Here is a 19,480-nt window from a genome sequence, read left to right on the forward strand (position 1 = left end):
CCATGAACGGGAGCGGCGGCCGCCCACCCACCGTCTACACCATCCCGGCCGGCGCGCCGTTCGTCGACACGCTGGCCGAGGGCATTCTGGCGCGCGTCGGCGACGACCCGCTGGCGCTGGCCTCCGTCACCGTCCTGCTACCCACCCGCCGTGCCTGCCGCAGCCTGCGGGAGGCGTTCCTGCGCCGATCCGGCGGCCGGCCCATGCTGCTGCCGCGCATGAGCCCCCTGGGCGACATCGACGCCGACGCGCTGTCGCTGACCGCCGAGGAACTGCCGGGCCTGCAAGGTGCCCTCGACATGCCCGAGGCCGTTTCGGGTCTGAAGCGGCAGTTGCTGCTCGCCAGGGCGGTGCTGGCGGCGCCGGATCTGGCGGTGACCCTGCCGCAGGCGGCGCGGCTGGCCGCCGACCTTGGCCGCTTCGTCGATCAGGTGCAGACCGAACGCTTGCGCTTCGACGGGCTGACCGCACTGGTGCCCGACGACTACGCCGCGCACTGGCAGGAGACGCTGCGCTTCCTGACCATCATCACCGAGCATTGGCCGATCATCCTCGAACAGGAGGCCGGCGGCGTCGATCCGGCGGCGCGCCGCAACATTGTGCTGGAGACCCAGGCCAAGGTGTGGGCGGCCGAGCCGCCGCCGGGGCTGGTGATCGCCGCCGGCTCGACCGGCTCGATCCCCGCCACGGCGGATCTGCTGGCGGTGGTCGCCAGCCTGCCGAACGGCGTTCTGGTGCTGCCCGGCCTCGACCAAAGCGGCGACGATGTCGCCTGGGGCGCGGTCGCCGGGGACGAGGCGCACCCGCAGCACGGTCTCGCCAAGCTGCTCGAAAAGCTGAACCTCACGCGCGACTCGATTCGCCCCTGGAACGATGCCGCCGATCCGCGCCCGGCGCGCGCCCGCCTGCTGGCCGAGGCGATGCGCCCGGCGGCCACCACCGAGGGCTGGCGCGATCTGGAGGATCTGGGCGACGCCGCGCTGGCCGGTCTCACCCGCGTGGACGCCGCCAACCCGGAGGAGGAGGCCGCGGCCATCGCGCTGCTGATGCGCCACGCGCTGGAACTGCCCGAGCGCACCGCGGCGCTGATCACCCCCGACCGCAATCTGGCGCGCCGCGTCGCCATGGCGCTGAAGCGCTGGGACATCGTAGTGGACGACTCGGCGGGCCGGCCGCTGGCCGACACCGCGGCCGGCACCTACCTGCGCCTGACCGCCGACCTCGTGGCGACGCGCGCGCACCCGCTGTCGCTGCTGGCACTGGCCAAGCACCCCCTGGCGGCGGCCGGGCAGGACGCGCACGAGTTCCGCGCCACCGCCCGCGCGCTGGAGCGCACCGTTCTGCGCGGCCCGCGCCCGGCGGAGGGGTTCGACGGCCTGCTCGCCGCGCTGAAGGCCACCGAACGCTTCGAGCACAAGGGCCAGCAGGAGTTCCTGATCCGCTGGGTCGCGGGCCTGCGCGACCTCGCCGCCCCCTTCCAGACGCTGATCGAGCGCAAGGCGCCCCTCAAGGATCTGGTGGACGCGCACGTCCGCTTCGCCGAGGAACTGGCGCGCACCGCCGACACCTGGGGGCGCGACCGGCTGTGGCGCCACGACGACGGCGAGGCGGCGGCCGGCTTCATCGACGAGCTGCGCCGCGCCGCCGACAGCTTCGTGGACGTTCCGGGGGCGGAATATCCGGCATTGTTCGAGGCGCTGATGGCCGGCAAGGTGGTCCGCCCGCGCTTCGGCCTGCACCCGCGTCTGGCGATCTTCGGGCCGCTGGAGGCGCGTCTTCAGCACTTCGACGTGATGATCCTCGGCGGGCTGAACGAGCGCACGTGGCCGCCCGATCCCGCAGCCGATCCCTGGATGTCGCGCCCCATGCGCAAGGCGTTCGGCTTGCCCAGCCCGGAGCGCATGATCGGTTTGTCGGCGCACGACTTCGTGCAGGCTTGCGGCGCCGAGCGCGTCGTGCTGACCCGCGCCGAGCGCGTCGAGGGGACGCCGACCGTGCCGTCGCGCTGGCTGCTGCGCCTGGAAACTGTGCTGAAGGCCGTGCGCTTGGACGGCCGCATCGACCTGGAGGGCGAGCCCTGGCTGGCCTGGGCGCGCCTGCTGGACGAGCCCGACCGCGTGCAGCCCATCGCCCCGCCCGAGCCGCGCCCGCCGGTCGCCGCCCGTCCGCGCAAGCTCTCCGTCACCCAGGTCGAGACCTGGATGCGCGACCCCTACGCCATCTATGCGCGCCACGTGCTGCGCCTGATCCTGCTCGACCCCATCGCCGCCGACCCCGGCGCGTCGGAGCGCGGGCAGTTCGTCCACGCCGCGCTCGATGCCTTCGTGCGCGAGTACCCCACGGTGCTGCCGCCGAATCCCTTGGACGAACTGCTGCGGCTGGGCCGCGCGGAGTTCGGGCCGTTGCTGGAGACGCACCCCGACGTCTGGGCCTTCTGGTGGCCGCGCTTCCAGCGCATCGCGGAGTGGTTCATCGGCGTCGAGCGCGAGCGCCGCCTCACCGTCAAGTCGCTCGCCACCGAGGTGACGGGCGAACTGGAACTGGCCGGCCCCGGCGGCGCGTTCCGGCTGACCTGCAAGGCCGACCGCATCGACCGCGACAACCAGGCGCAGGGCTTGGTGCTGATCGACTACAAGACCGGCACGCCGCCGTCGAACCGCGAGATCGAGCTGGGCTTCGCGCCGCAGCTTCCGCTGGAAGCGGCCATTGCCGAAGCCGGTGGTTTCGAAGGCGTTCCGGCCGGCCCGGTGGCGGAGATCGCCTTCTGGCGCCTGTCCGGCGGCGACCCGGCGGGCGAGGAGCGCCCGGTGAAGGGTGACGTCGCCACGCTCTCCGCCGAGGCCCGCGCCGGCCTGGAGGAGTTGATCCGCGCCTTCGACGACCCGGCGACGCCCTACCGCTCATGCCCGCGGCCGAGCATGGCGCCGCGCTACACCGACTACGCGCACCTCGCGCGCGTCCAGGAATGGTCCGCCGGCGGCGGGGGAGGCGGGGAATGACGCTGATCGACTCCCCCTCGCCGGACCACCGCCCGCCCGATCCCAACGTGTTGCAACGCCGGGCCTCCGACCCCCTGGCGTCGGTGTGGGTGGGTGCCTCGGCCGGGTCGGGCAAGACCAAGGTGCTGACCGACCGGGTGCTGCGGCTGATGCTGGCCGGCACGCCTCCGGCGCGCATCCTCTGCCTGACCTTCACCAAGGCCGCCGCGGCGGAGATGTCGATCCGCATCAACCGCACGCTGGGCAGTTGGGCGACGCTGTCCGACGACGCGCTGACCGACCGCCTGTCCGACCTGTGCGGCGAGATGCCCTCGGCCGAGACGCGCACCGCCGCGCGCCGGCTGTTTGCCCGCGTGGTGGACTGTCCGGGCGGCATGAAGATCCTGACGATCCACGCCTTCTGCCAGTCGCTGCTGCGCCGCTTTCCCATCGAGGCCGGGCTGGCCCCGCATTTCGAGGTGATGGACGACCGCACCGCCGCCGCCCTGCTGACCGAGTCGCGCGACGAGGTGCTGCACGCCGGCCGCGCCGACCGCGACAGCGACTTAGGCTACGCGCTGGGCCGCCTGACCGCCGACCTCAACGCCGAGGAATTCGCCGGCCTGATGGCCGAACTGACCTCCGAACGCGGCCGGATCGAACGCATCTTCGAGCGTCACGGCGGCGTCGCGGCGACGGTCGCCCAGGTCTACCGCACGCTCGGCGTCGAGCCGGGGGTTACCGAAGCCACGATCCTGGCGGAAGCCTGCGCCGACGCCGCCCTCGACGTTCCGACGCTGCGCGAGGCGTGCCGCGCCCTGTCCAGCGGCTCGGCGAGCGATCAGGAGCGCGGCATCGGCATCCAGCTGTGGCTGGACGCCGCCGAAAGCCGGGTTGCGGCGTTCCATGCCTATGCGCGCCTATACCTGACTGCCGACGGGGCACCGCGCAAGACGCTGATGACCAAGAAGCCGGCGACGGCCAACCCCGCCGCGCTCGATGGGATGGTGCGCGAGGCGGAAAGGCTCGTTTCGCTGATGGAACGGGTCAAGTCGGCGGGCGTGGCGGCCGCGACCGCGGCGTTGCTGACGCTGGCCGACGTGCTGCTGGGGACCTACACGCGGCGCAAGCGGGTGCGCTCGCTGCTGGATTACGACGACCTGATCCTGCACGCCAACACGCTGCTGCGCGGCCGGGACGGCCGGCCGGCGGTGCCGTGGGTGCTGTACAAGCTGGACGGCGGCCTCGACCACATCCTCATCGACGAGGCGCAGGACACCAACCCCGAGCAGTGGCAGGTGGTCTCCGCCATCGCCGAGGAGTTCTTCGCGGGCTTGGGGCGCCGCGAGGAGCAGGGGGTGACGCGCACCGTCTTCGCGGTGGGCGACGAGAAGCAGTCGATCTTCAGCTTCCAGCGCGCCGACCCCGCCGAGTTCGCGCGCATGCGCCGCCACTTCCACGAACGCGCCGACGTGGCGCTGCGCACCTGGGCGCAGGTCGATCTGGACATCTCCTTCCGCTCGACCGCCGCCGTTCTCCAGGCGGTGGACGCGGTGTTCGCGGCTGACACCGCCAAGGATGGCGTCGCTTCCGAAACGAGCCCGACGATCCGCCACCGCGCCTTCCGCCGCGGCCACGCCGGGCTGGTCGAGCTGTGGCCGCCGGTGAAGCCCCTGGACGCCGAGGACCCGCCGGCCTGGGAGCCGCCGGTGGCGCGCGAGGCGGCCGATTCGCCCTCGGCCCGGCTGGCGGCGGTGATCGCCGACACCATCCGCGACTGGATCGACCGCGGCGAGCCGCTGCCGGCCCGCGGCCGGGCGATCCAGCCCGGCGACGTCATGGTGCTGGTGCGCCGCCGCACCGGCTTCGTGGCGGAACTGGTCCGCGCGCTGAAGGACCGCGCCGTGCCGGTGGCCGGCGTCGACCGCATGGTGCTGACCCAGCAGCTCGCCGTCATGGATCTGATGGCGGTGGCCGACTTCCTGCTGCTGCCCGAGGACGATCTGACGCTGGCCACCGTGCTCAAAGGGCCGCTGATCGGCCTGACCGAGGACGAGCTGTTCACTCTGGCGTACGGCCGGAAGGGGACGCTGTGGAAGGCGCTGGTCGCGCGGGCCGAGGTGGACCGCGACTACCGCCCGGCGCGCGCCTATCTTGGCGACCTGCTGGCCCGCACCGATTTCGTTCCGCCTTACGAACTGTTCGCCGGCATCCTCAGCGCGCCGTGCCCGGCCGACACCGTGTCGGGGCGCCGCGCCATCCTGCGCCGGCTGGGGCCGGACGCGCATGACCCGCTGGACGAGTTCCTGGCCGTGGCGCTGGCTTTCGAGCGCGCGCAGGTGCCGTCGCTCCAGGGCTTCCTCGCCTGGCTCGCCGCCAGCGAGGCGGAGATCAAGCGCGAACTGGAGCAGGGCGGCGGGCGCGTGCGCATCATGACCGTGCACGGCTCCAAGGGCTTGCAGGCGCCCATCGTCTTCCTGCCCGACACCGTCGGCACGCCGACCCAGAGCCCGCCCATCCTGTGGCCGGATGAGCCCGCCGCCGTACCGCTGTTCGCCCCGCGCCGCTCGCAGGAGGATGCGTTGTGCGCCCAGGCCCGCACGCGGGCCAACCGCAAGCGCGACCAGGAATACCGGCGCCTGCTCTACGTGGCACTGACCCGCGCCGAGGACCGGCTGTACGTTTGCGGCTGGCAGGGCAAGAAGGACCCGGCGGAGGGCAGTTGGTACCGACTCGTCGAAGACGCGATGCGCGAGATCGCCGAGGACCGCGTGTTCGACTTCACCGAGCTGTGCCCGAACGACGGCTGGAGCGGTCCGGGCTGGCGGCTGGCTGACGTGCAGACCGTGCCGGCGCGCGACGACAACGCCGGTTGGACTCCCAGCGACGCCGCACCCGAGCTGCCGCCGTGGTGGAACAGCCCGGCCCCGCCGGAGCCGGAGCCGTCGCGCCCGCTCACCCCCTCCAAGCCGGACGGGGCCGAGCCGGCGGTGCGCTCGCCGTTGGGCGAGGCATTGGGCGAGGATGGCGGCGCGCGCTTCCAGCGCGGCATCCTCGTGCACCGGCTGTTGCAGACGCTGCCCGATCTGCCGCGCGACCTGCGGGAACCGGCCTGCCGGCGCTTCCTGGCCCGTCAGGCGCACAAGCTGACGGCGGAACAGCAGGATGAAATCGCTTTCGAAACAATGAAGGTGCTGAACGGGGCGGCCTTCGCGCAGATCTTCGCCCCCGGCTCGCGGGCCGAGGTGCCGGTGGTCGGCGTGGTCGCGGGCCGCGCGCTGTCCGGCCAGATCGACCGGCTGACCGTCACCGCGGAGGCGGTGTGGATCGTCGATTACAAGACCAACCGGCCGCCGCCGCGACGGGTGGCGGATGTGCCGCCGATCTACGTGCGCCAGATGGCGGCGTACCGCGCCGCGCTGGCGGCGATCTACCCCGGCCGCGACGTCCGGTGCGTGCTGTTGTGGACGGACGGGCCGTTCCTCATGGAACTTCCGGCGGAACTCCTTGATGGATCAACGGGTTGATGGACGGGGCAAAGGGGTAATACACCACAGCTTGACCGCAGCGCCGGGAACGACCTACATTTTGCTCCGTTTTCCATGTCAGGGATAATCCCGCCCCAATGCCGGGCCGGGTCCGCCGCAAGGGCAGCGGTCGCCCTGAACCGATGCAAGAGGTCCCATGAGCAACACCGTTAAGGTCACCGACGCCAGCTTCGACCAGGACGTTCTCAAGGCGTCCGGGCCTGTCCTGGTCGATTTCTGGGCGGAGTGGTGTGGCCCCTGCAAGATGATCGCCCCGGCGCTGGACGACCTTGCGGCGGAGTTCGAGGGCAAGCTGGCCATCGTCAAGATCAACATCGACGAGAACCCGCAGACGCCGAACAAGTACGGCGTGCGCGGCATTCCGACGCTGATGATCTTCAAGGACGGCAACGTCGCCGCCACCAAGATCGGCGCCATGCAGAAGAGCGCGCTGAAGTCCTGGATCGACTCGACCCTGTCCGACTGAGCGTCGCTCCGCACCATCGGCCGTCAAGAAAACCCCGCCGTCCCCGGCGGGGTTTTCGTTTGCGCGGTTGCCCGCTGCGCCGCACACTCGCGCCATGGCCTACCGACTGCCGCCCCTCACCACGCTCCGCCTGTTCGAGGCCGCCGGCCGGCACTTGAGCTTCAAGAACGCCGCGGAGGAACTGCACCTCACCCCCTCCGCCGTCAGCCACGGCATCCAGACGCTGGAGGATTGGCTCGGCGTGGCGCTGTTCGTGCGCGGCAACCGCACGCTCGCCCTGTCGGAAGCCGGGGCCGCCTATCTGCCGCAGGTCCAGGGCGCCCTGGAGATGCTGGCCGGCGCCACCGACGCCGTGCCCGGCCGGCACCCGAGCGGCCGGCTGCGGCTCAGCGCCGCCCCCACCTTCGCGTTGCGCTGGCTGATCCCGCGCCTTCCCGCCTTCCAGGAGCGGCACCCGGACATCGCCGTGTCGCTGGACACCGTTCACCGCCAGCTCGATTTCCCGCGCGATGGCGTCGACCTGGGCATCCGCCTGGGGCGCGGCCCCTGGCCGGCGCTGGCGTCGGTGAAGCTGCTGGAGGAGGTGCTGGTGCCGGTGTGCGCGCAGGATCTCGCCGCGCGCATCCATACGGTGGCCGATCTGGCGGCGGTGCCGCTGCTGCACGTCGCCTCGGTCACCGAGGACTGGGCGGCGTGGCTGGAGGCGTCCGGCAACGCCGGGGCGGTGGCCGGGGGGCTGGACGTGTCGCAGGGGTTGCGCTTCGACGCCCTGCACTTCGCCGCCGACGCGGCGGCGCGCGGCCTGGGCGTAGCGATCGGCCGCCGGCCCACCTTCGACCCGCAGATCGCCGCCGGCACGCTGGTCCCCGTGCTGGGGCCGCCGGTGCCGGCGCGCACCGCGTGGTGGCTGGTGGGAGCCCGCGAGTCGGCGGAGCGGCCGGAGGTCGCCGCCTTCCGCACCTGGCTGCGCGCCGAGATGGCTGCCGGGTGAATTTCACTCATCCGAGGCGCAGGGCTTCGCGTTTGCCGGGATGCGGTGCGTGGAGGAAGCTGATGGTCCTACAGCTTTCATTCCGCACCCGAAAGGACCGGTCATGGAGATCGCCTTCTCCCGCCCCCCACGGTTCTCGTTCGCCCACGCCGCCGCCTCCCGCCTCACCGCCGCCGTGCGCCGCTGGTGGCAATGGCGGATCGAGCGCTGGGAGCTGCTCGCCATGGATGAGCGCGAGTTGCGCGACATCGGCCTGACGCGCCTGGACGCCAAGGTCCACGCCGGCAAGCCGTTCTGGTGGCCGTAAGGTATCCATCGACGCTGTTCAGGTGACGGGCGGCGGGCCTTCCGGGGCCGGGGCTGACACGGGAAGGCCCGCCGATGCCGGCGTCACGCCATGACGTCGACGCCTTGCGAGCCGCGCGGCACCATCGACGAGAACAGGCTCTGCGCCGTTGCCAGATGGCCGGTCTGGAGCGCCGACCCCAGGTCGCCCATCAGTTCCTTGAACCGGTCGGCCGCCGAAGTGCTGCTGGTGCTCTTGCTGGAGGACGAGGTGGAGGAGGACGTGCTGCCGTCGTCCTCGCCGCCGAGCATCTCGCTCAGCGACTGATAGGCCGTCTGCGCTGCCGACAGATCGCCCTTGCCCAGCGACTGGGCAAGCTGGCCGAACGCCTGCTTGACGTCGTCGGACGGACCCTGGCCGCCCGGAGGCCGACCCCCCGGAGGCGGACCGCCGGGGCCGCCCCTGCCGCCGCCCTGCGGCGGGCCAGCCTGGGCGAAGGCTTCCTGCACCTTGGTGACGTCACCGGTCTTCAGCGCCTCGCCCACCTGGGAGAGCATCTTGGACAGCGGGTCGTCCTTGCCCGTGCTCGTGCCGGAGGTGCTGGAGGAACTGTTTCCCTGGCGCTTGCTCTGCAACGCGGACAGCGAGTCGTAGGCTTTCTGCGCCGCTTCGAGGTCGCCGGACTGGACCGCCGTCTTGAGCTGGTCGATCCCTTCGCGGACTTCCTTGCCGCCGTTCGCATGGCGGCGATGGTGCTGCTGGACTTGCGAAACGCTGGATGAGGTAACGTCGGATACGGACATGGCGGACTCCTGCGTTCAACCGCGAACGATGCGCCATCTCCGGCGCGGCACCTGCCGCAGCGGACCTGATCGGCGCTCCATGGTGATACGCGGGGAGCCCGCCCCCTCCTGCGCACCGATGCAAAATATTTTTGCTAAAACTTTATCGATCTGGCTTACCGGCCGGGGCCGCGCGGGCGGAACTCGGCCATCTGGCGGCGGCCCTCCGGCGACATGGCGGCAGCGGCGTCGGCCAGGGCGCGCTGCATGCGCTGGCGCAGGTCGCGCTCGCGCGTGTCGTTGTCGGTGAACACCGACACCAGGGCGGCGGGGTCGAACGGTTCGGCCAGCAGGGCGGCGCGGATCTTCTGCGGCATCGACTCGTGCAACGCATGCTCCGCGTTCAGCGTGTCGCGGTTGGCCTCCAGCGCCCGCCGCAACAGCGCCCCGTCGTCCGGCGGCAGGGTGGCGGCCAGATGTTCGATGAAGCGCTCCGGCCCCGGCGGGCCGTGCGGCGGGCCACGCCGGCCGGCGTGCGAGAGGATCAGCCCGCCGAGGAACATGTTGGTGGCCAGCGAGACGATCAGCGCGATCGGCATCCAGCGGCGTGGACGGCGCGGGGGCAGTGTGGTCATTGGTCCCATGCAATCGGAGAGGAGGTTGAGGCGACGAGGCTGGTGAAGCCGGATGGCGGCGCCGGCCACAGCGACACGACGCCCAAATCGCCCAGCACGAAGCCGAACAGCCCCATGAGGGCGAGGAATCCCGCCGTCGGCCACAGCGAGCGCGGGGCGCCGCCGGTTCCGGCGATCCACGCGGCCGCGGCCGGCGGGTCGAGGCGATCCTGGATGGCGTCGAAGACACGGTCGACCTGCGCGTCGCCCACCTCGGGCGCGGCCAGATCCAGCCAGGCATCCAGGATGCGCCCCTGCGCCAGCACGCGCCGCGCCTCACCCGAGCGTTCGCTCAGCGCCCGCGCCGCGTCCTGGTCGGCGGCCGGCCAGCGCTCGATCTCGGCGCCGTAAGCCTCGGCCAGATGGCGAAACCGTTCGATGTTCATGACGGGCTCTCCTCGACCGGACCGATCAACGGTTGCAGTTTGGCGCGCAGCACGCGCCGCGCCCGCACCAGCAGGCTTTCCATGGCGGACACCGACACCTGAAGGACCGCCGCCGCCTCGGCGCAGGTCAAGTCCTGATAATAGCAGAGGCTCAGCGCCGCGCGCTGCCGGTCGGGCAGGGCGGCGATGGCCGTGTCCACCCGCGCCGCCAGTTGCCGCTCCGCCACCACCGCGTAGGCGTCGGGCGCCGGGGCCGGCAAATCCTCCGCCTCCTCAAGGGGGGCGAAGCCGCGCCGCCGCCGGTAGTCGAGGCCGCGGTTGACGACGATGCGGTACAGCCACGTCGTGAAGTTCGCCCCGTCGCCGCGCCAGCCATCGGCGTGCCGCCACACCCCGAGGAAGGCGTCCTGAACCACCTCCTCGGCGTCCTGCGCGTTGCCGACGATGCGCTGCGCCAGACCCAGGCTCCGCTTCAGGTGCCGCCGGCTCAGCACGGCGAAGGCCGGGCGGCTGCCGGCGGCGACCTCGGCCATCAGGGCTTCGTCGCTGAGCTCGTCGAGCCCCTGATCCTCGCCGCTGCCGCTCCCCGATGCTGCCAAGCGTCCTCAACCCTTCGTCAAAGCCAGCGTCCTGATCATGGAGGGTTAGACGCGGCCAACCGGCGACTCCAGCGCCGGGTCGGCAAATTTTTCCGGGTAGGCGGTTGCGGACCTCCCGCGGCAGCTCCCCCCTTGGCATTCGTCTCCCGCGGGTCCAACTTTACCGATCCCGCCCGCCAACCGCCAGCTTGCCCCATGAAACTCACCCCGTCCGCTTCCATCGTGGTCCTCACCGGGGCCGGCATCTCGCGCGAGTCCGGCCTGCACACCTTCCGCGATGCCGACGGCATCTGGGCGCAGGTGCGGCTGGAGGACGTCGCCACCCCCGAAGCCTTCGCCCGCAACCCCAAGCGCGTGCAGGAGTTCTACAACGCCCGGCGCCGCGGCCTGCTCGACCCGGCGGTGCGGCCCAACCCGGCGCACGACGCCCTGGCCGAGCTGGAACGCCGCTGGCCGGGCGACGTGCTGGTGGTCACCCAGAACATCGACGACCTGCACGAGCGCGCCGGCACGACGAACCTCGTGCACATGCACGGCGAGCTGCTGAAGATCTTCTGCGCGCACTGCCGCTTCAAGCAGGACTGCCGCACCGACCTGTCGGTGGAGGATTTCTGCCCGTCCTGCGGCCGCAAGGGCGGCCTGCGCCCCGACGTGGTGTGGTTCGGCGAGATGCCCTACCACATGGAAAGGATCTACGCGGCGCTGACGGGGTGCGACCTATTCGTCTCCATCGGCACGTCGGGCAACGTGTACCCGGCGGCCGGCTTCGTGGCCGAGGCGCGCGCCGGGGGGGCGCGCACGGTGGAGCTGAACCTGGAGCCCTCGGCCGGCGCCTCGCTGTTCGAAGACAGCATCCACGGCCCGGCCGGCGCGGTGGTGCCGGCCTTCGTCCGCGATCTGCTGGACGGGGGGCGGTGAGCGACCTTGCCGCATTGCTGGAGCGGGTGCGCGCCTGCGCCGTCTGCGCGGCGCACCTGCCGCACGGCGTGCGCCCGGTGCTGCGCGCCAGCGCCACGGCGCGGCTGCTGATCGTCGGCCAAGCGCCGGGCGCGCGGGTGCACGCCACCGGCATTTTTGTAAGCTACGAATACTACCTGTTAGCAAACCCCAGGCCATTTGGGACTGGCGGAGCCCGGGCGGATGCAGCGCATCAAGGCGTCTTCTGCCGCAGCATGCGAACAAAGCAAAGCACTGGCATTAGGCGATGATCCAACAGACTTTCCAGCATGGCCTGCCGATTTCCAATTTTCGGAAATCCAGGCTGTTAGGGCCGGCCCAACCACATCCCTTTGTTCGACCGCGGAGACCATCCCTCCGTCCCGACCTGCTTTCCGAAGGGCATTGGGGTGGATGGCGGTCAAGGATGGCCGTAGGCCACCGCGCCAGCGGCGCGAAGCGTCCTTGAGGGTCATCCACCCCAATGCCATGCTCGACGCAGTCGGGGCTCGGGGGCGCTACGCTAGGGGACTGAACCAGACGGATCGTATCGCTTGTACGTTGGCAAACCTGAGGCATTCTGCGGTCCGCGCCAAGCTACATAGGTAATGATCCGTCTGGTGCGCGCCACTAGTGCTACTGTGTCATAAAACGCGCCCCATATAAGGTGCATGGCACAGACGAGTTTGGATCGGCAGGACGCGGCGGAGCGTCGGTTTGAGGAGTATCTGGAGGCGCTCGGGAGCGTGCTCGGGCATGCTGATCGACGCGCGCCAATGCACGCCTACTGCACGGGGCTTCTGCTCCCAGGGCAGCGCAAGAGCGTGGAACCGCTGGCCGCGCGCGTCGCCCCGCAGCGCGTGCAGGCGGCCCACCAGTCGCTGCATCACTTTGTCGCCAAGGCCGAGTGGAGCGACGAGGCGGTCTTGGACGTCGTGCGCATGCACGTACTGCCGCTCGTTGAGCGCCACGGCCCAATCCGGCACTGGATCATCGACGATACCGGCGTGCCGAAGAAGGGCAAGCTCTCGGTCGGCGTGGCCCGGCAGTACTGCGGCCAATTAGGCAAGCAGGACAACTGTCAGGTCGCCGTGACGCTCTCGGTGACCAACGAGCAGGCCAGCTTGCCGATCGCCTATCGTCTGTACTTGCCGCAGACGTGGGCGGACGATCCGGACCGGCGTCGCACAGCCGGTGTGCCCGAGGCGATCGGCTTCGAGACCAAACCGCAGATCGCGCTTGCCCAAGTGCGCGCGGCTTTGGCCAAGGGGGTGCCCCGCGGACTTGTGCTGAGCGATGCCGGCTACGGCCTCGATACGGACTTCCGCACGGAACTCACCGCCCTTGATCTGCGCTATGTCGTCGGCGTGCAATCCTCGATCAGCCTGTGGCCCCCTGGCCAGGAGCCGCTGCCGGCCAAACCCTGGAGCGGCGTGGGCCGGCCTCCCAAGCTGAGGCGCCGGGATGAGGAGCACACCCCCATCTCGGCCTTGGACCTGGCCAAGGGCCTCCCGGCGCGGGCGTGGCGTACGATCACGTGGCGCGAGGGCACGAACACGCCTTTGGCATCGCGATTTGCCGCGGTGCGCGTCCGCCCGGCGCACCGGGATTACTGGAGGAGCGAACCGCATGCCGAGGAATGGCTGCTGATCGAATGGCTCAAGGGGGAAAAGGAGCCGAGCAAGTACTGGCTGTCCACCCTACCGAAGAGCACCACGCGGACGGAACTGGTGGCCGCCGCCAAGGGGCGCTGGCGCATCGAACGTGATTATCGCGACCTCAAGCAGGAGGTCGGGCTCGGTCATTTCGAGGGGCGGGGCTGGCGCGGCTTTCATCATCACGCCAGCCTGTGCATCGCCGCCTACGGCTTTCTGATCACCGAGCGGTGTCTTTTCCCCCCTGAGCACCGCTTCCAGCCCAGGCAGCGCCCGGCACCTGCCGTTCCCGCGGAGTACAAACCCCGAGGAGCTTGTGCGTCCTGAACGTCACGTGCCGACCTCCATCGCCTCCGTCCGGCGCCACATCTCGGTCGGCTTGGCCCGCCGCCTGCCAAGATGCCCGTGTTGCCTTCAAGCCTGCCCTCTTCAGAAACGTAGTTTATGACACAGTAGTACTAGCAGGCTGCTGAAAAACTCCCTTCCCGGCGCGGTTGGGTTGTGATTCGCTGGTCTGATGGCGGTCAGGCGAGGTCATCGGGATGCGGGGACGGCAGTCGCATCAGGGCGCGATGTTCAGCTACGTGTCACTGGAGGAGCGGATTCCGGCGAAGCACCCGCTGCGGGCGATCCGGGCCGTGGTCGATGAGGTGCTGGCCGGCATGGACGCGGCGTTCGCCGGGCTTTACGCCAGCACCGGGCGGCCGTCCATCCCGCCCGAACAGGTGCTCAAGGCGCTGCTGCTGCAAGCCTTCTACTCGATCCGCTCGGAACGCCAACTCGCCGAGCAGATCGACTTCAACCTGCTGTTCCGCTGGTTCGTTGGCCTGGGCGTGGACGAACCGGTCTGGCACCCGACGGTGTTCACCAAGAACCGCGACCGCCTGCTCGCTGGCGACGTGGCCGACGCTTTCCTCGGCGCCGTGGTCGCGCACGCCAACGTGAAGGGCCTGCTCTCGGACGAGCACTTCTCGGTGGACGGCACGCTGATCGAGGCGTGGGCCAGCGTGAAGAGCTTCCGGCCCAAGGATGGTGGCGGCGAGCCGCCGGGGCCGGGGCGCAACGGCGAGCGCGACTTCCATGGCGAGCGGCGCAGCAACGACACGCACGCCAGCGTGAGCGATCCCGAGGCCAAGCTGTTCCGCAAGGGACGCGGCAAGGAAGCCAAGCTCAGTTTCATGGGACACGTGCTGATGGAGAACCGCAACGGCCTGGTGGTCGGGGCGACGCTGACGCCGGCCAGCGGCACCGCCGAGCGGAGCGCCGCGCTGGACCTGATCGGCACCATGCGGGGCCGGCACCGGATCACGGTGGGCGCCGACAAGGGCTACGACACGGCGGATTTCGTGGCCGAACTGCGGGCGTTGAAGGCGACGCCGCACGTGGCGCAGAACACGTCGGGGCGGCGTTCGCGCATCGACGCGCGCACCACCCGGCATCCCGGCTACGCGGTGAGCCAACGCTGCCGCAAGCGCATCGAGGAGGTGTTCGGCTGGATCAAGACGGTGGCCGGTCATCGCAAAAGCCGCTTTCGCGGCACGGCCCGGGTGGGGTGGGCTTTCACCTTCGCCACGGCGGCCTACAATCTGATCCGGCTGCCCAAGCTGCTGGAGGTTACGCCATGACGGCGGCCCGACGCTGCAAGGTGTTGGGCAAATGGCGCCTCACTGAGGCCGACCAGTGGGACCGCGCCTATCTCGACTTGGTCCAGCCCGCCTACATCCGCTTCGACGAGAACGGACGCGGCGAGATGGTGTTCGGCGCCCTTCAGGCCGGCCTGGAGTGCGAGACCGGCGTCAGCATCATCTTCTTCGACTTCGAGGGCAGCGACGAGATGACCCCCATCCGCGGCACCGGCACGGCCGAGTTGGCCGAGGATGGAAGCCTCGAGGTCGAAATCAGCATCCATCACGGCGACGAGATCCAGCTCAAGGCTCATCGCTGGTAGTTTTTCCGCAGCCTGCTCTCATGTTCGCAGTCAAGGCTTTTGAGTATGCGTCACCGTTCCTGGTTACGCCCAGACGCTGAATCTCAGTGGATGCCCACGGCAGGAGGCGGGGCCAAAGACGACGGTTGAGCAAGCTCTCATGCGCGGGTTGGATACCGCATGACCGTGGTTTCGTCCTGGGGCTGCCTCGGTCTAAGCGGCGAGCGTCGACAGCGTCGGCTCATAACAGAGGACGAGGATTCCCCACCGCGCCCCGCCTCCAGCCGTGGGCACCGCTATGACCGGCTCGCGCCGGATCAGGCCGCCGGGGCCACTTGCACCTGCCGAGCAATCGCCCACAGGAAGCCCACCATCTCCCGAGCGATGGCGGTCGTCACCACCACCCGGGCTTTGCCGGTGGCCGCCAGCCGACGAAAGCGGGCGCACAGCCGGACCTGAGCCTTCCAGGCGATGTCGCGGATGGATTGGGGCAGGTTCTCGAGGCGGTCATGCAGTTTGCGGCTGACCCGCGCCTGCATACGATAGGTCCAGGCACCTTCGATGAGAGCGCGTCGGGCCAAGGCGTTGCCGGCCTTGGTGATGCCGCCGCGTCGCACGGTGGCGCCGCTGGAATGCTCGGACGGCACCAGCCCCAGATAGGCCATCAGCTGGCGGGGATTGGTGAAGCGGGAGAAGTCACCGACTTCAGCGACCACGGTCACGGCGACGATGAAGGCGACGCCGCGCATGGCCTGTACCGCCTCCACCACCGGCGCCATCGACCATTGTGGCAGCAGATCCTCGATCTGCCGTGTCAGGCGTTCAACCCGAGCCTCGGCGTCCGTGACGGCGTGGATGTAATCCTGCAGCACCACTTGCTGAGCGGGGTGGGCAAAGCGCACCGTCGTCAGCCAGCGGCGATAGGCCAGGGTCCAACCCCGCTTTCCGGCGTAGACACGGCCGTGCCGCAGCAGGAAACCTTGCAGATGCTGGCGCGCCTTGCCGAGCAGCCGAACGGCCGTAGCCCGCGCTCGGATCAGGTCCCGAACCGCCTCGTGTGCGCTGTCCGGGACCCACACGGCGGTGAGGTCCCCGGAGCGGTGCAGCTTCGCCAACATCACCGCGTCGCGGCGATCGGTTTTCACTCGATCACCAGGCTTCATCGGGATCAGAGACGGCGCCACCACGATGCAGTCGTGACCCAAGTCCCTCAGCTGCCGGTGCAGGCCGTAGCCACACGGACCAGCCTCGTAGCAGAAGCTCAGCCGCCGGCCACCCTTGGCCAGTTTTTCCGCCAGCTCGGCGATTTGCTCGGGCGTATGGCGGAGGCTTCCCAGTTGCCGCACCTCACCGCCCCGCATGCCTTCCGCCACAGCGACCGCCACCGTCGCCTTGTGGACATCCAGCCCCACGTAGATGGTATCGTTCATCGGGCCCGCCCTCCATGTCTGAGGCTCGGCGCCGGCCAGTCCGGCGCAACCCTCGATTGGGGCATGTCGCAGGGCGGGCCGCCACTCCTTTTAGGCCGCGAACATAGGGTCTAACTCACCTCACCCCCAACGCATGTGGTGTCAACCGCGTCCTCCAGGCTTCGGTGTACTGCCTGCGACATTCGTCAACTGTAGCTTCCGATCTCGAAGCCAGTCGTAAGCCTTCCTTACTGATTCAAAAGGCTTCATGGCCAATTCTCTTTTATCAGGGTCCCTTATGTAAAGGGCAAGATCTGATTTTTCCGTTCCACTGGTATCTTGCATGACAAACTTCAAATAATCCTCAAAATCATCAATCGGAAGTGCCATACTGCTGCTGCTCTCAAAAAACTCCCTCACAAATTCACTGAAAGGATAAGGGCCATCGCCATATGGGCCATCCGGAAGAATCGTGCTAGATGTGAACACTTTTTTATTACATGTGCGAAATCTATAAACATCCCATTCCATATTGCCGCTCCCCGAATTCGCCCAACAAATGAAATGGCATTTATCATGCAAAATTCGCATCCGAACCCTAGGTATAAGTTCTTCGCACAGCACCTTTCTACTATTCTTTCTATTTTCATCAGCTATGCTTTTCTCGCTAGACTTAAATTCAATTATTCCGAAAGAGTTATTTACATGAACAAGATGATCTGCACCCGTCCACTCATCCTGTCCATCTAACGCAGATTGGATGTAATCCGGGCTTCTGTAATCATATCCATACTTCATCGCCTCAAGCCCCAGAGCCTCGATAAAGATCCCGATGACGCTACTCTCTCGTCCGCGCATAATGTAATTCTCTCTTCTAACGATCACATATTTACGAAAGCTGCAACGATGAGGAAGGAACGTTAGCAAGCTTCGTTCGAACCGAGCATATACGCTAAGTTCCCGTAGATCACTCACTGACCCTCAGTATGCCCGCGATACTCTGACACACCGCCACCGCCCTTTTAGCGCCCGGCACTACATTCTGCCTCGATGAGCCTAATGGGGCACTACCAAGCACCCCGAGCACAGCACACCTAAAGTACAGATGATACTATTGCGGTCGCCCCCCGGGAGAGGGCGACCGCATGTGGCACCAGTGCTTACTTGAAGACCGAACCTAGTAGTCCGCGCCAGACTGATCGTTACGTATGTAGAACGAAGCGATCTGTCTGGTTCAGGCCACTAGTGGTCGTCTTGAATGCGCTGTTGTCTGGGGACTTTACGATGCAGCAGATGAAGCCCCTCGATTAAATGGAGCGCGACCTCGGCTTCCAAGTCGGTAAGCCCCCGCACGGCATCCCTGATGCGGGCTTCGACATCCGCTCTGGCTGGCGTGATTGTGATGCCTTCGTCGAAGAAATCTGAAACCGGCACCGCTAGAAACCGGGCGATCCGTTCCAGCGAGTCGACGGCGACGAGCGTCTGACCGCGCTCGATATTTCCAACGGTCTCCACGCTGCGGTCGATGCCTTCGGCAAGCTGCTCCTGCGTCAGCCCCCGGCGCTCCCTGAGCGCGCGCACGCGCCGCCCAATGCGCAGTTTCAGGTCATCACTCATCGACCGGAGTGTCGCCGCCGGCCGGCCCATTGACCACCAAAGGTCTTACAGAAAATGCACGTATTCTGTATGATCTTGCAGGTACGGTGGAAAGGTCCGCAAACAGGTACCGCCTTTGCGGGCGACCGCCGCCTGAGATGGCAAAGGGGGTGTTCGGCATGACCATCGAGTTTTGGACGCTCTTGGTGTTCCTCTGCTTCCTGTTCGGGTTGGCACCAGCAATCAACCTCGACAGGCGACATGGGTCCGCTCCGACGCATCGGCAGCGGCATCTCGCCGAAGTCAAACAGGACGAAGACGACACCGTGATCTGGCACAGCCCGGTGGCCGGAGCCTCGCTCCAATCCATGAGTCCCGGTGCACGGGCGCAGTACCTCAGTGGACTTGGCTCCAACAAACCGTTCCACTGACCGACGATCCACGCCGATGAGGCTCTTCGGCAACAACAACAACGCTGGTGCCCCTCCAACGCAGTGTCAGCGTGCTTGCGCTGTCGGGCGCAGTAATGGACGTGACGGGGGCACGGCAGGCCACAATGGACGCCCGACGCTCCAAGCCGAGGGTCATACTGACGTTTGCAGCCCTGCAAGGTGTCAGGGCTGCAGACGCCGATACCCGAATTGGGAGCGCAGTGTCAGGGAACTGCTACACATCGCCTGCTGTCGCCATGTTCGGCGGGCTAAAAGGCCTCTTGGCACCGCTGGGCTTTACGTCGGTCGCCGCAGGTGCGCTTGGAATCCTGATTCGGCAACCTTCAGTCGGCCAGGAAGAATTGACCGTCCAAACGTATCCTTAACAGAGGCAATGGCGCGACCTTGTCCCGTTTGACCTGATGCTGCACAAATGAACCATGTCGCTCTCTACCCTCGTCCGGTGATCGATTCGTCCCCCAACCAAGCCACGGTTCTTTCTGCTTTGGCAGCAAAACGAGCTGAGTTAGGCGCCCGGCTGGTCCAACTGTCCGAGCAGATAGCCGCGTTGGAACAGGACTTGGCATCCCTCGACGGAACAATGCGCCTTTTCGTCGAGTCGGCCGATGCTCAGCCCCTTGGAGCGGTCACGCATGCACGCCGCCAATTACGATGACCGCCTGACGACGATTGGAGGTTCTTCCGCATTTTTGGTGCAAAACAGCCCTCGGTGGAATGGCTTTAGGGACGACAACTTCACGCGGCGGCCAGAACCCGGCTTCGCAGCAGGTCGTGCTTCGCCCGGCCGTACATTTG

General features: G+C 68.2%; 18 protein-coding genes and 1 pseudogene. 11 read left to right on the forward strand and 8 right to left on the reverse strand.

The features are described from left to right. Nucleotides 1–2: 2 nt before the first annotated feature. From addB to ACSVDD_RS26410, 5 genes are all read left to right on the forward strand, one after another. Nucleotides 3–2,999, forward strand: a complete 2,997-nt coding sequence (gene addB / locus ACSVDD_RS26390; protein WP_448192407.1) for a double-strand break repair protein AddB — start codon at nucleotides 3–5, stop codon at nucleotides 2,997–2,999. Then, on the forward strand, nucleotides 2,996–6,505 hold the full coding sequence (gene addA / locus ACSVDD_RS26395) for a double-strand break repair helicase AddA (RefSeq protein WP_448192408.1): 3,510 nt from the start codon (nucleotides 2,996–2,998) through the stop codon (nucleotides 6,503–6,505). Before addB ends, addA begins: the two co-directional genes overlap by 4 nt. A gap of 157 nt (nucleotides 6,506–6,662) precedes the next feature. Further along, the gene (trxA, locus tag ACSVDD_RS26400; RefSeq protein WP_448192409.1) at nucleotides 6,663–6,992 is read left to right on the forward strand and encodes a thioredoxin TrxA; all 330 of its coding nucleotides are present in this window, start codon (nucleotides 6,663–6,665) and stop codon (nucleotides 6,990–6,992) included. Nucleotides 6,993–7,086: 94 nt separating this feature from the next. Beyond that, the gene (gcvA, locus tag ACSVDD_RS26405; protein WP_448192410.1) at nucleotides 7,087–7,983 is read left to right on the forward strand and encodes a transcriptional regulator GcvA; all 897 of its coding nucleotides are present in this window, start codon (nucleotides 7,087–7,089) and stop codon (nucleotides 7,981–7,983) included. Nucleotides 7,984–8,086: 103 nt separating this feature from the next. Further along, nucleotides 8,087–8,290, forward strand: a complete 204-nt coding sequence (locus ACSVDD_RS26410; RefSeq protein ID WP_448192411.1) for a DUF1127 domain-containing protein — start codon at nucleotides 8,087–8,089, stop codon at nucleotides 8,288–8,290. 83 nt (nucleotides 8,291–8,373) lie between these two features. Here ACSVDD_RS26410 and ACSVDD_RS26415 read toward each other — a convergent pair whose 3' ends face one another. From ACSVDD_RS26415 to ACSVDD_RS26430, 4 genes are all read right to left on the reverse strand, one after another. Then, on the reverse strand, nucleotides 8,374–9,072 hold the full coding sequence (locus tag ACSVDD_RS26415; RefSeq protein ID WP_448192412.1) for a hypothetical protein: 699 nt from the start codon (nucleotides 9,070–9,072) through the stop codon (nucleotides 8,374–8,376). Nucleotides 9,073–9,227: 155 nt separating this feature from the next. Further along, nucleotides 9,228–9,686, reverse strand: a complete 459-nt coding sequence (locus ACSVDD_RS26420; RefSeq protein WP_448192413.1) for a periplasmic heavy metal sensor — start codon at nucleotides 9,684–9,686, stop codon at nucleotides 9,228–9,230. Continuing rightward, nucleotides 9,683–10,111, reverse strand: coding sequence for a hypothetical protein (locus ACSVDD_RS26425; RefSeq protein ID WP_448192414.1), 429 nt, complete (start codon nucleotides 10,109–10,111; stop codon nucleotides 9,683–9,685). Before ACSVDD_RS26425 ends, ACSVDD_RS26420 begins: the two co-directional genes overlap by 4 nt. Beyond that, entirely contained in the window at nucleotides 10,108–10,710 is a 603-nt protein-coding gene (locus tag ACSVDD_RS26430; protein WP_448192415.1) for an RNA polymerase sigma factor, read from the reverse strand. The genes ACSVDD_RS26425 and ACSVDD_RS26430 overlap by 4 nt, the downstream gene beginning before the upstream one ends. Nucleotides 10,711–10,905: 195 nt before the next feature. Here ACSVDD_RS26430 and cobB point away from each other — a divergent pair, with 195 nt between their 5' ends. The 5 genes and pseudogenes from cobB to ACSVDD_RS26455 all read left to right on the forward strand — a co-directional run bounded on the left by cobB (nucleotide 10,906) and on the right by ACSVDD_RS26455 (nucleotide 15,249). Beyond that, nucleotides 10,906–11,628: a Sir2 family NAD+-dependent deacetylase gene (cobB, locus tag ACSVDD_RS26435; protein ID WP_448192416.1), complete on the forward strand. Its 723-nt coding sequence runs from the start codon at nucleotides 10,906–10,908 to the stop codon at nucleotides 11,626–11,628. Beyond that, on the forward strand, nucleotides 11,625–11,918 hold the full coding sequence (locus ACSVDD_RS26440) for a hypothetical protein (protein ID WP_448192417.1): 294 nt from the start codon (nucleotides 11,625–11,627) through the stop codon (nucleotides 11,916–11,918). The genes cobB and ACSVDD_RS26440 overlap by 4 nt, the downstream gene beginning before the upstream one ends. Nucleotides 11,919–12,317: 399 nt before the next feature. Beyond that, nucleotides 12,318–13,625 (forward strand): annotated as a pseudogene (locus ACSVDD_RS26445) (IS701 family transposase); the annotation flags it as partial. A gap of 218 nt (nucleotides 13,626–13,843) precedes the next feature. After that, the gene (locus tag ACSVDD_RS26450; RefSeq protein ID WP_448192418.1) at nucleotides 13,844–14,926 is read left to right on the forward strand and encodes an IS5 family transposase; all 1,083 of its coding nucleotides are present in this window, start codon (nucleotides 13,844–13,846) and stop codon (nucleotides 14,924–14,926) included. Next, nucleotides 14,923–15,249 carry a hypothetical protein gene (locus ACSVDD_RS26455; RefSeq protein WP_448192419.1) on the forward strand — a complete coding sequence of 109 codons (327 nt, stop codon included), beginning with the start codon at nucleotides 14,923–14,925 and terminating at the stop codon, nucleotides 15,247–15,249. The genes ACSVDD_RS26450 and ACSVDD_RS26455 overlap by 4 nt, the downstream gene beginning before the upstream one ends. A 296-nt stretch (nucleotides 15,250–15,545) precedes the next feature. Here the strand turns inward: ACSVDD_RS26455 and ACSVDD_RS26460 are convergent, their stop codons facing one another. The 3 genes from ACSVDD_RS26460 to ACSVDD_RS26470 form a co-directional block, all read right to left on the reverse strand. Next, nucleotides 15,546–16,658: an IS110 family RNA-guided transposase gene (locus ACSVDD_RS26460; protein WP_448192420.1), complete on the reverse strand. Its 1,113-nt coding sequence runs from the start codon at nucleotides 16,656–16,658 to the stop codon at nucleotides 15,546–15,548. Between the two features lie 141 nt (nucleotides 16,659–16,799). Beyond that, nucleotides 16,800–17,495, reverse strand: a complete 696-nt coding sequence (locus tag ACSVDD_RS26465; RefSeq protein ID WP_448192421.1) for a hypothetical protein — start codon at nucleotides 17,493–17,495, stop codon at nucleotides 16,800–16,802. A 384-nt stretch (nucleotides 17,496–17,879) separates the two neighbouring features. Continuing rightward, nucleotides 17,880–18,254, reverse strand: coding sequence for a helix-turn-helix domain-containing protein (locus tag ACSVDD_RS26470; RefSeq protein ID WP_448192422.1), 375 nt, complete (start codon nucleotides 18,252–18,254; stop codon nucleotides 17,880–17,882). 158 nt (nucleotides 18,255–18,412) lie between these two features. On the opposite strand from ACSVDD_RS26470, the gene ACSVDD_RS26475 reads away from it, so the two are divergent. Continuing rightward, nucleotides 18,413–18,664: a hypothetical protein gene (locus ACSVDD_RS26475; RefSeq protein ID WP_448192423.1), complete on the forward strand. Its 252-nt coding sequence runs from the start codon at nucleotides 18,413–18,415 to the stop codon at nucleotides 18,662–18,664. Nucleotides 18,665–19,190: 526 nt separating this feature from the next. On the opposite strand, the gene ACSVDD_RS26480 is transcribed toward ACSVDD_RS26475, so the two are convergent. Further along, on the reverse strand, nucleotides 19,191–19,319 hold the full coding sequence (locus ACSVDD_RS26480) for a hypothetical protein (RefSeq protein WP_448192424.1): 129 nt from the start codon (nucleotides 19,317–19,319) through the stop codon (nucleotides 19,191–19,193). Nucleotides 19,320–19,480: the final 161 nt, after the last annotated feature.

It is taken from the genome of Azospirillum terrae, assembly GCF_053470425.1.

What these genes read in the sequence shown, in the direction of transcription:
- trxA (WP_448192409.1), top strand. Translation starts at nt 6,663, where the DNA reads ATGAGCAACACCGTTAAGGTCACCGACGCCAGCTTCGACCAGGACGTT.
- ACSVDD_RS26420 (WP_448192413.1), bottom strand. Translation starts at nt 9,686, where the DNA reads ATGACCACACTGCCCCCGCGCCGTCCACGCCGCTGGATGCCGATCGCG.
- addB (WP_448192407.1), top strand. Translation starts at nt 3, where the DNA reads ATGAACGGGAGCGGCGGCCGCCCACCCACCGTCTACACCATCCCGGCC.
- ACSVDD_RS26465 (WP_448192421.1), bottom strand. Translation starts at nt 17,495, where the DNA reads ATGCGCGGACGAGAGAGTAGCGTCATCGGGATCTTTATCGAGGCTCTG.
- ACSVDD_RS26450 (WP_448192418.1), top strand. Translation starts at nt 13,844, where the DNA reads ATGCGGGGACGGCAGTCGCATCAGGGCGCGATGTTCAGCTACGTGTCA.
- addA (WP_448192408.1), top strand. Translation starts at nt 2,996, where the DNA reads ATGACGCTGATCGACTCCCCCTCGCCGGACCACCGCCCGCCCGATCCC.
- ACSVDD_RS26410 (WP_448192411.1), top strand. Translation starts at nt 8,087, where the DNA reads ATGGAGATCGCCTTCTCCCGCCCCCCACGGTTCTCGTTCGCCCACGCC.
- ACSVDD_RS26425 (WP_448192414.1), bottom strand. Translation starts at nt 10,111, where the DNA reads ATGAACATCGAACGGTTTCGCCATCTGGCCGAGGCTTACGGCGCCGAG.
- ACSVDD_RS26475 (WP_448192423.1), top strand. Translation starts at nt 18,413, where the DNA reads ATGACCATCGAGTTTTGGACGCTCTTGGTGTTCCTCTGCTTCCTGTTC.
- cobB (WP_448192416.1), top strand. Translation starts at nt 10,906, where the DNA reads ATGAAACTCACCCCGTCCGCTTCCATCGTGGTCCTCACCGGGGCCGGC.
- ACSVDD_RS26415 (WP_448192412.1), bottom strand. Translation starts at nt 9,072, where the DNA reads ATGTCCGTATCCGACGTTACCTCATCCAGCGTTTCGCAAGTCCAGCAG.
- ACSVDD_RS26455 (WP_448192419.1), top strand. Translation starts at nt 14,923, where the DNA reads ATGACGGCGGCCCGACGCTGCAAGGTGTTGGGCAAATGGCGCCTCACT.
- ACSVDD_RS26460 (WP_448192420.1), bottom strand. Translation starts at nt 16,658, where the DNA reads ATGAACGATACCATCTACGTGGGGCTGGATGTCCACAAGGCGACGGTG.
- gcvA (WP_448192410.1), top strand. Translation starts at nt 7,087, where the DNA reads ATGGCCTACCGACTGCCGCCCCTCACCACGCTCCGCCTGTTCGAGGCC.
- ACSVDD_RS26470 (WP_448192422.1), bottom strand. Translation starts at nt 18,254, where the DNA reads ATGAGTGATGACCTGAAACTGCGCATTGGGCGGCGCGTGCGCGCGCTC.
- ACSVDD_RS26480 (WP_448192424.1), bottom strand. Translation starts at nt 19,319, where the DNA reads ATGCGTGACCGCTCCAAGGGGCTGAGCATCGGCCGACTCGACGAAAAG.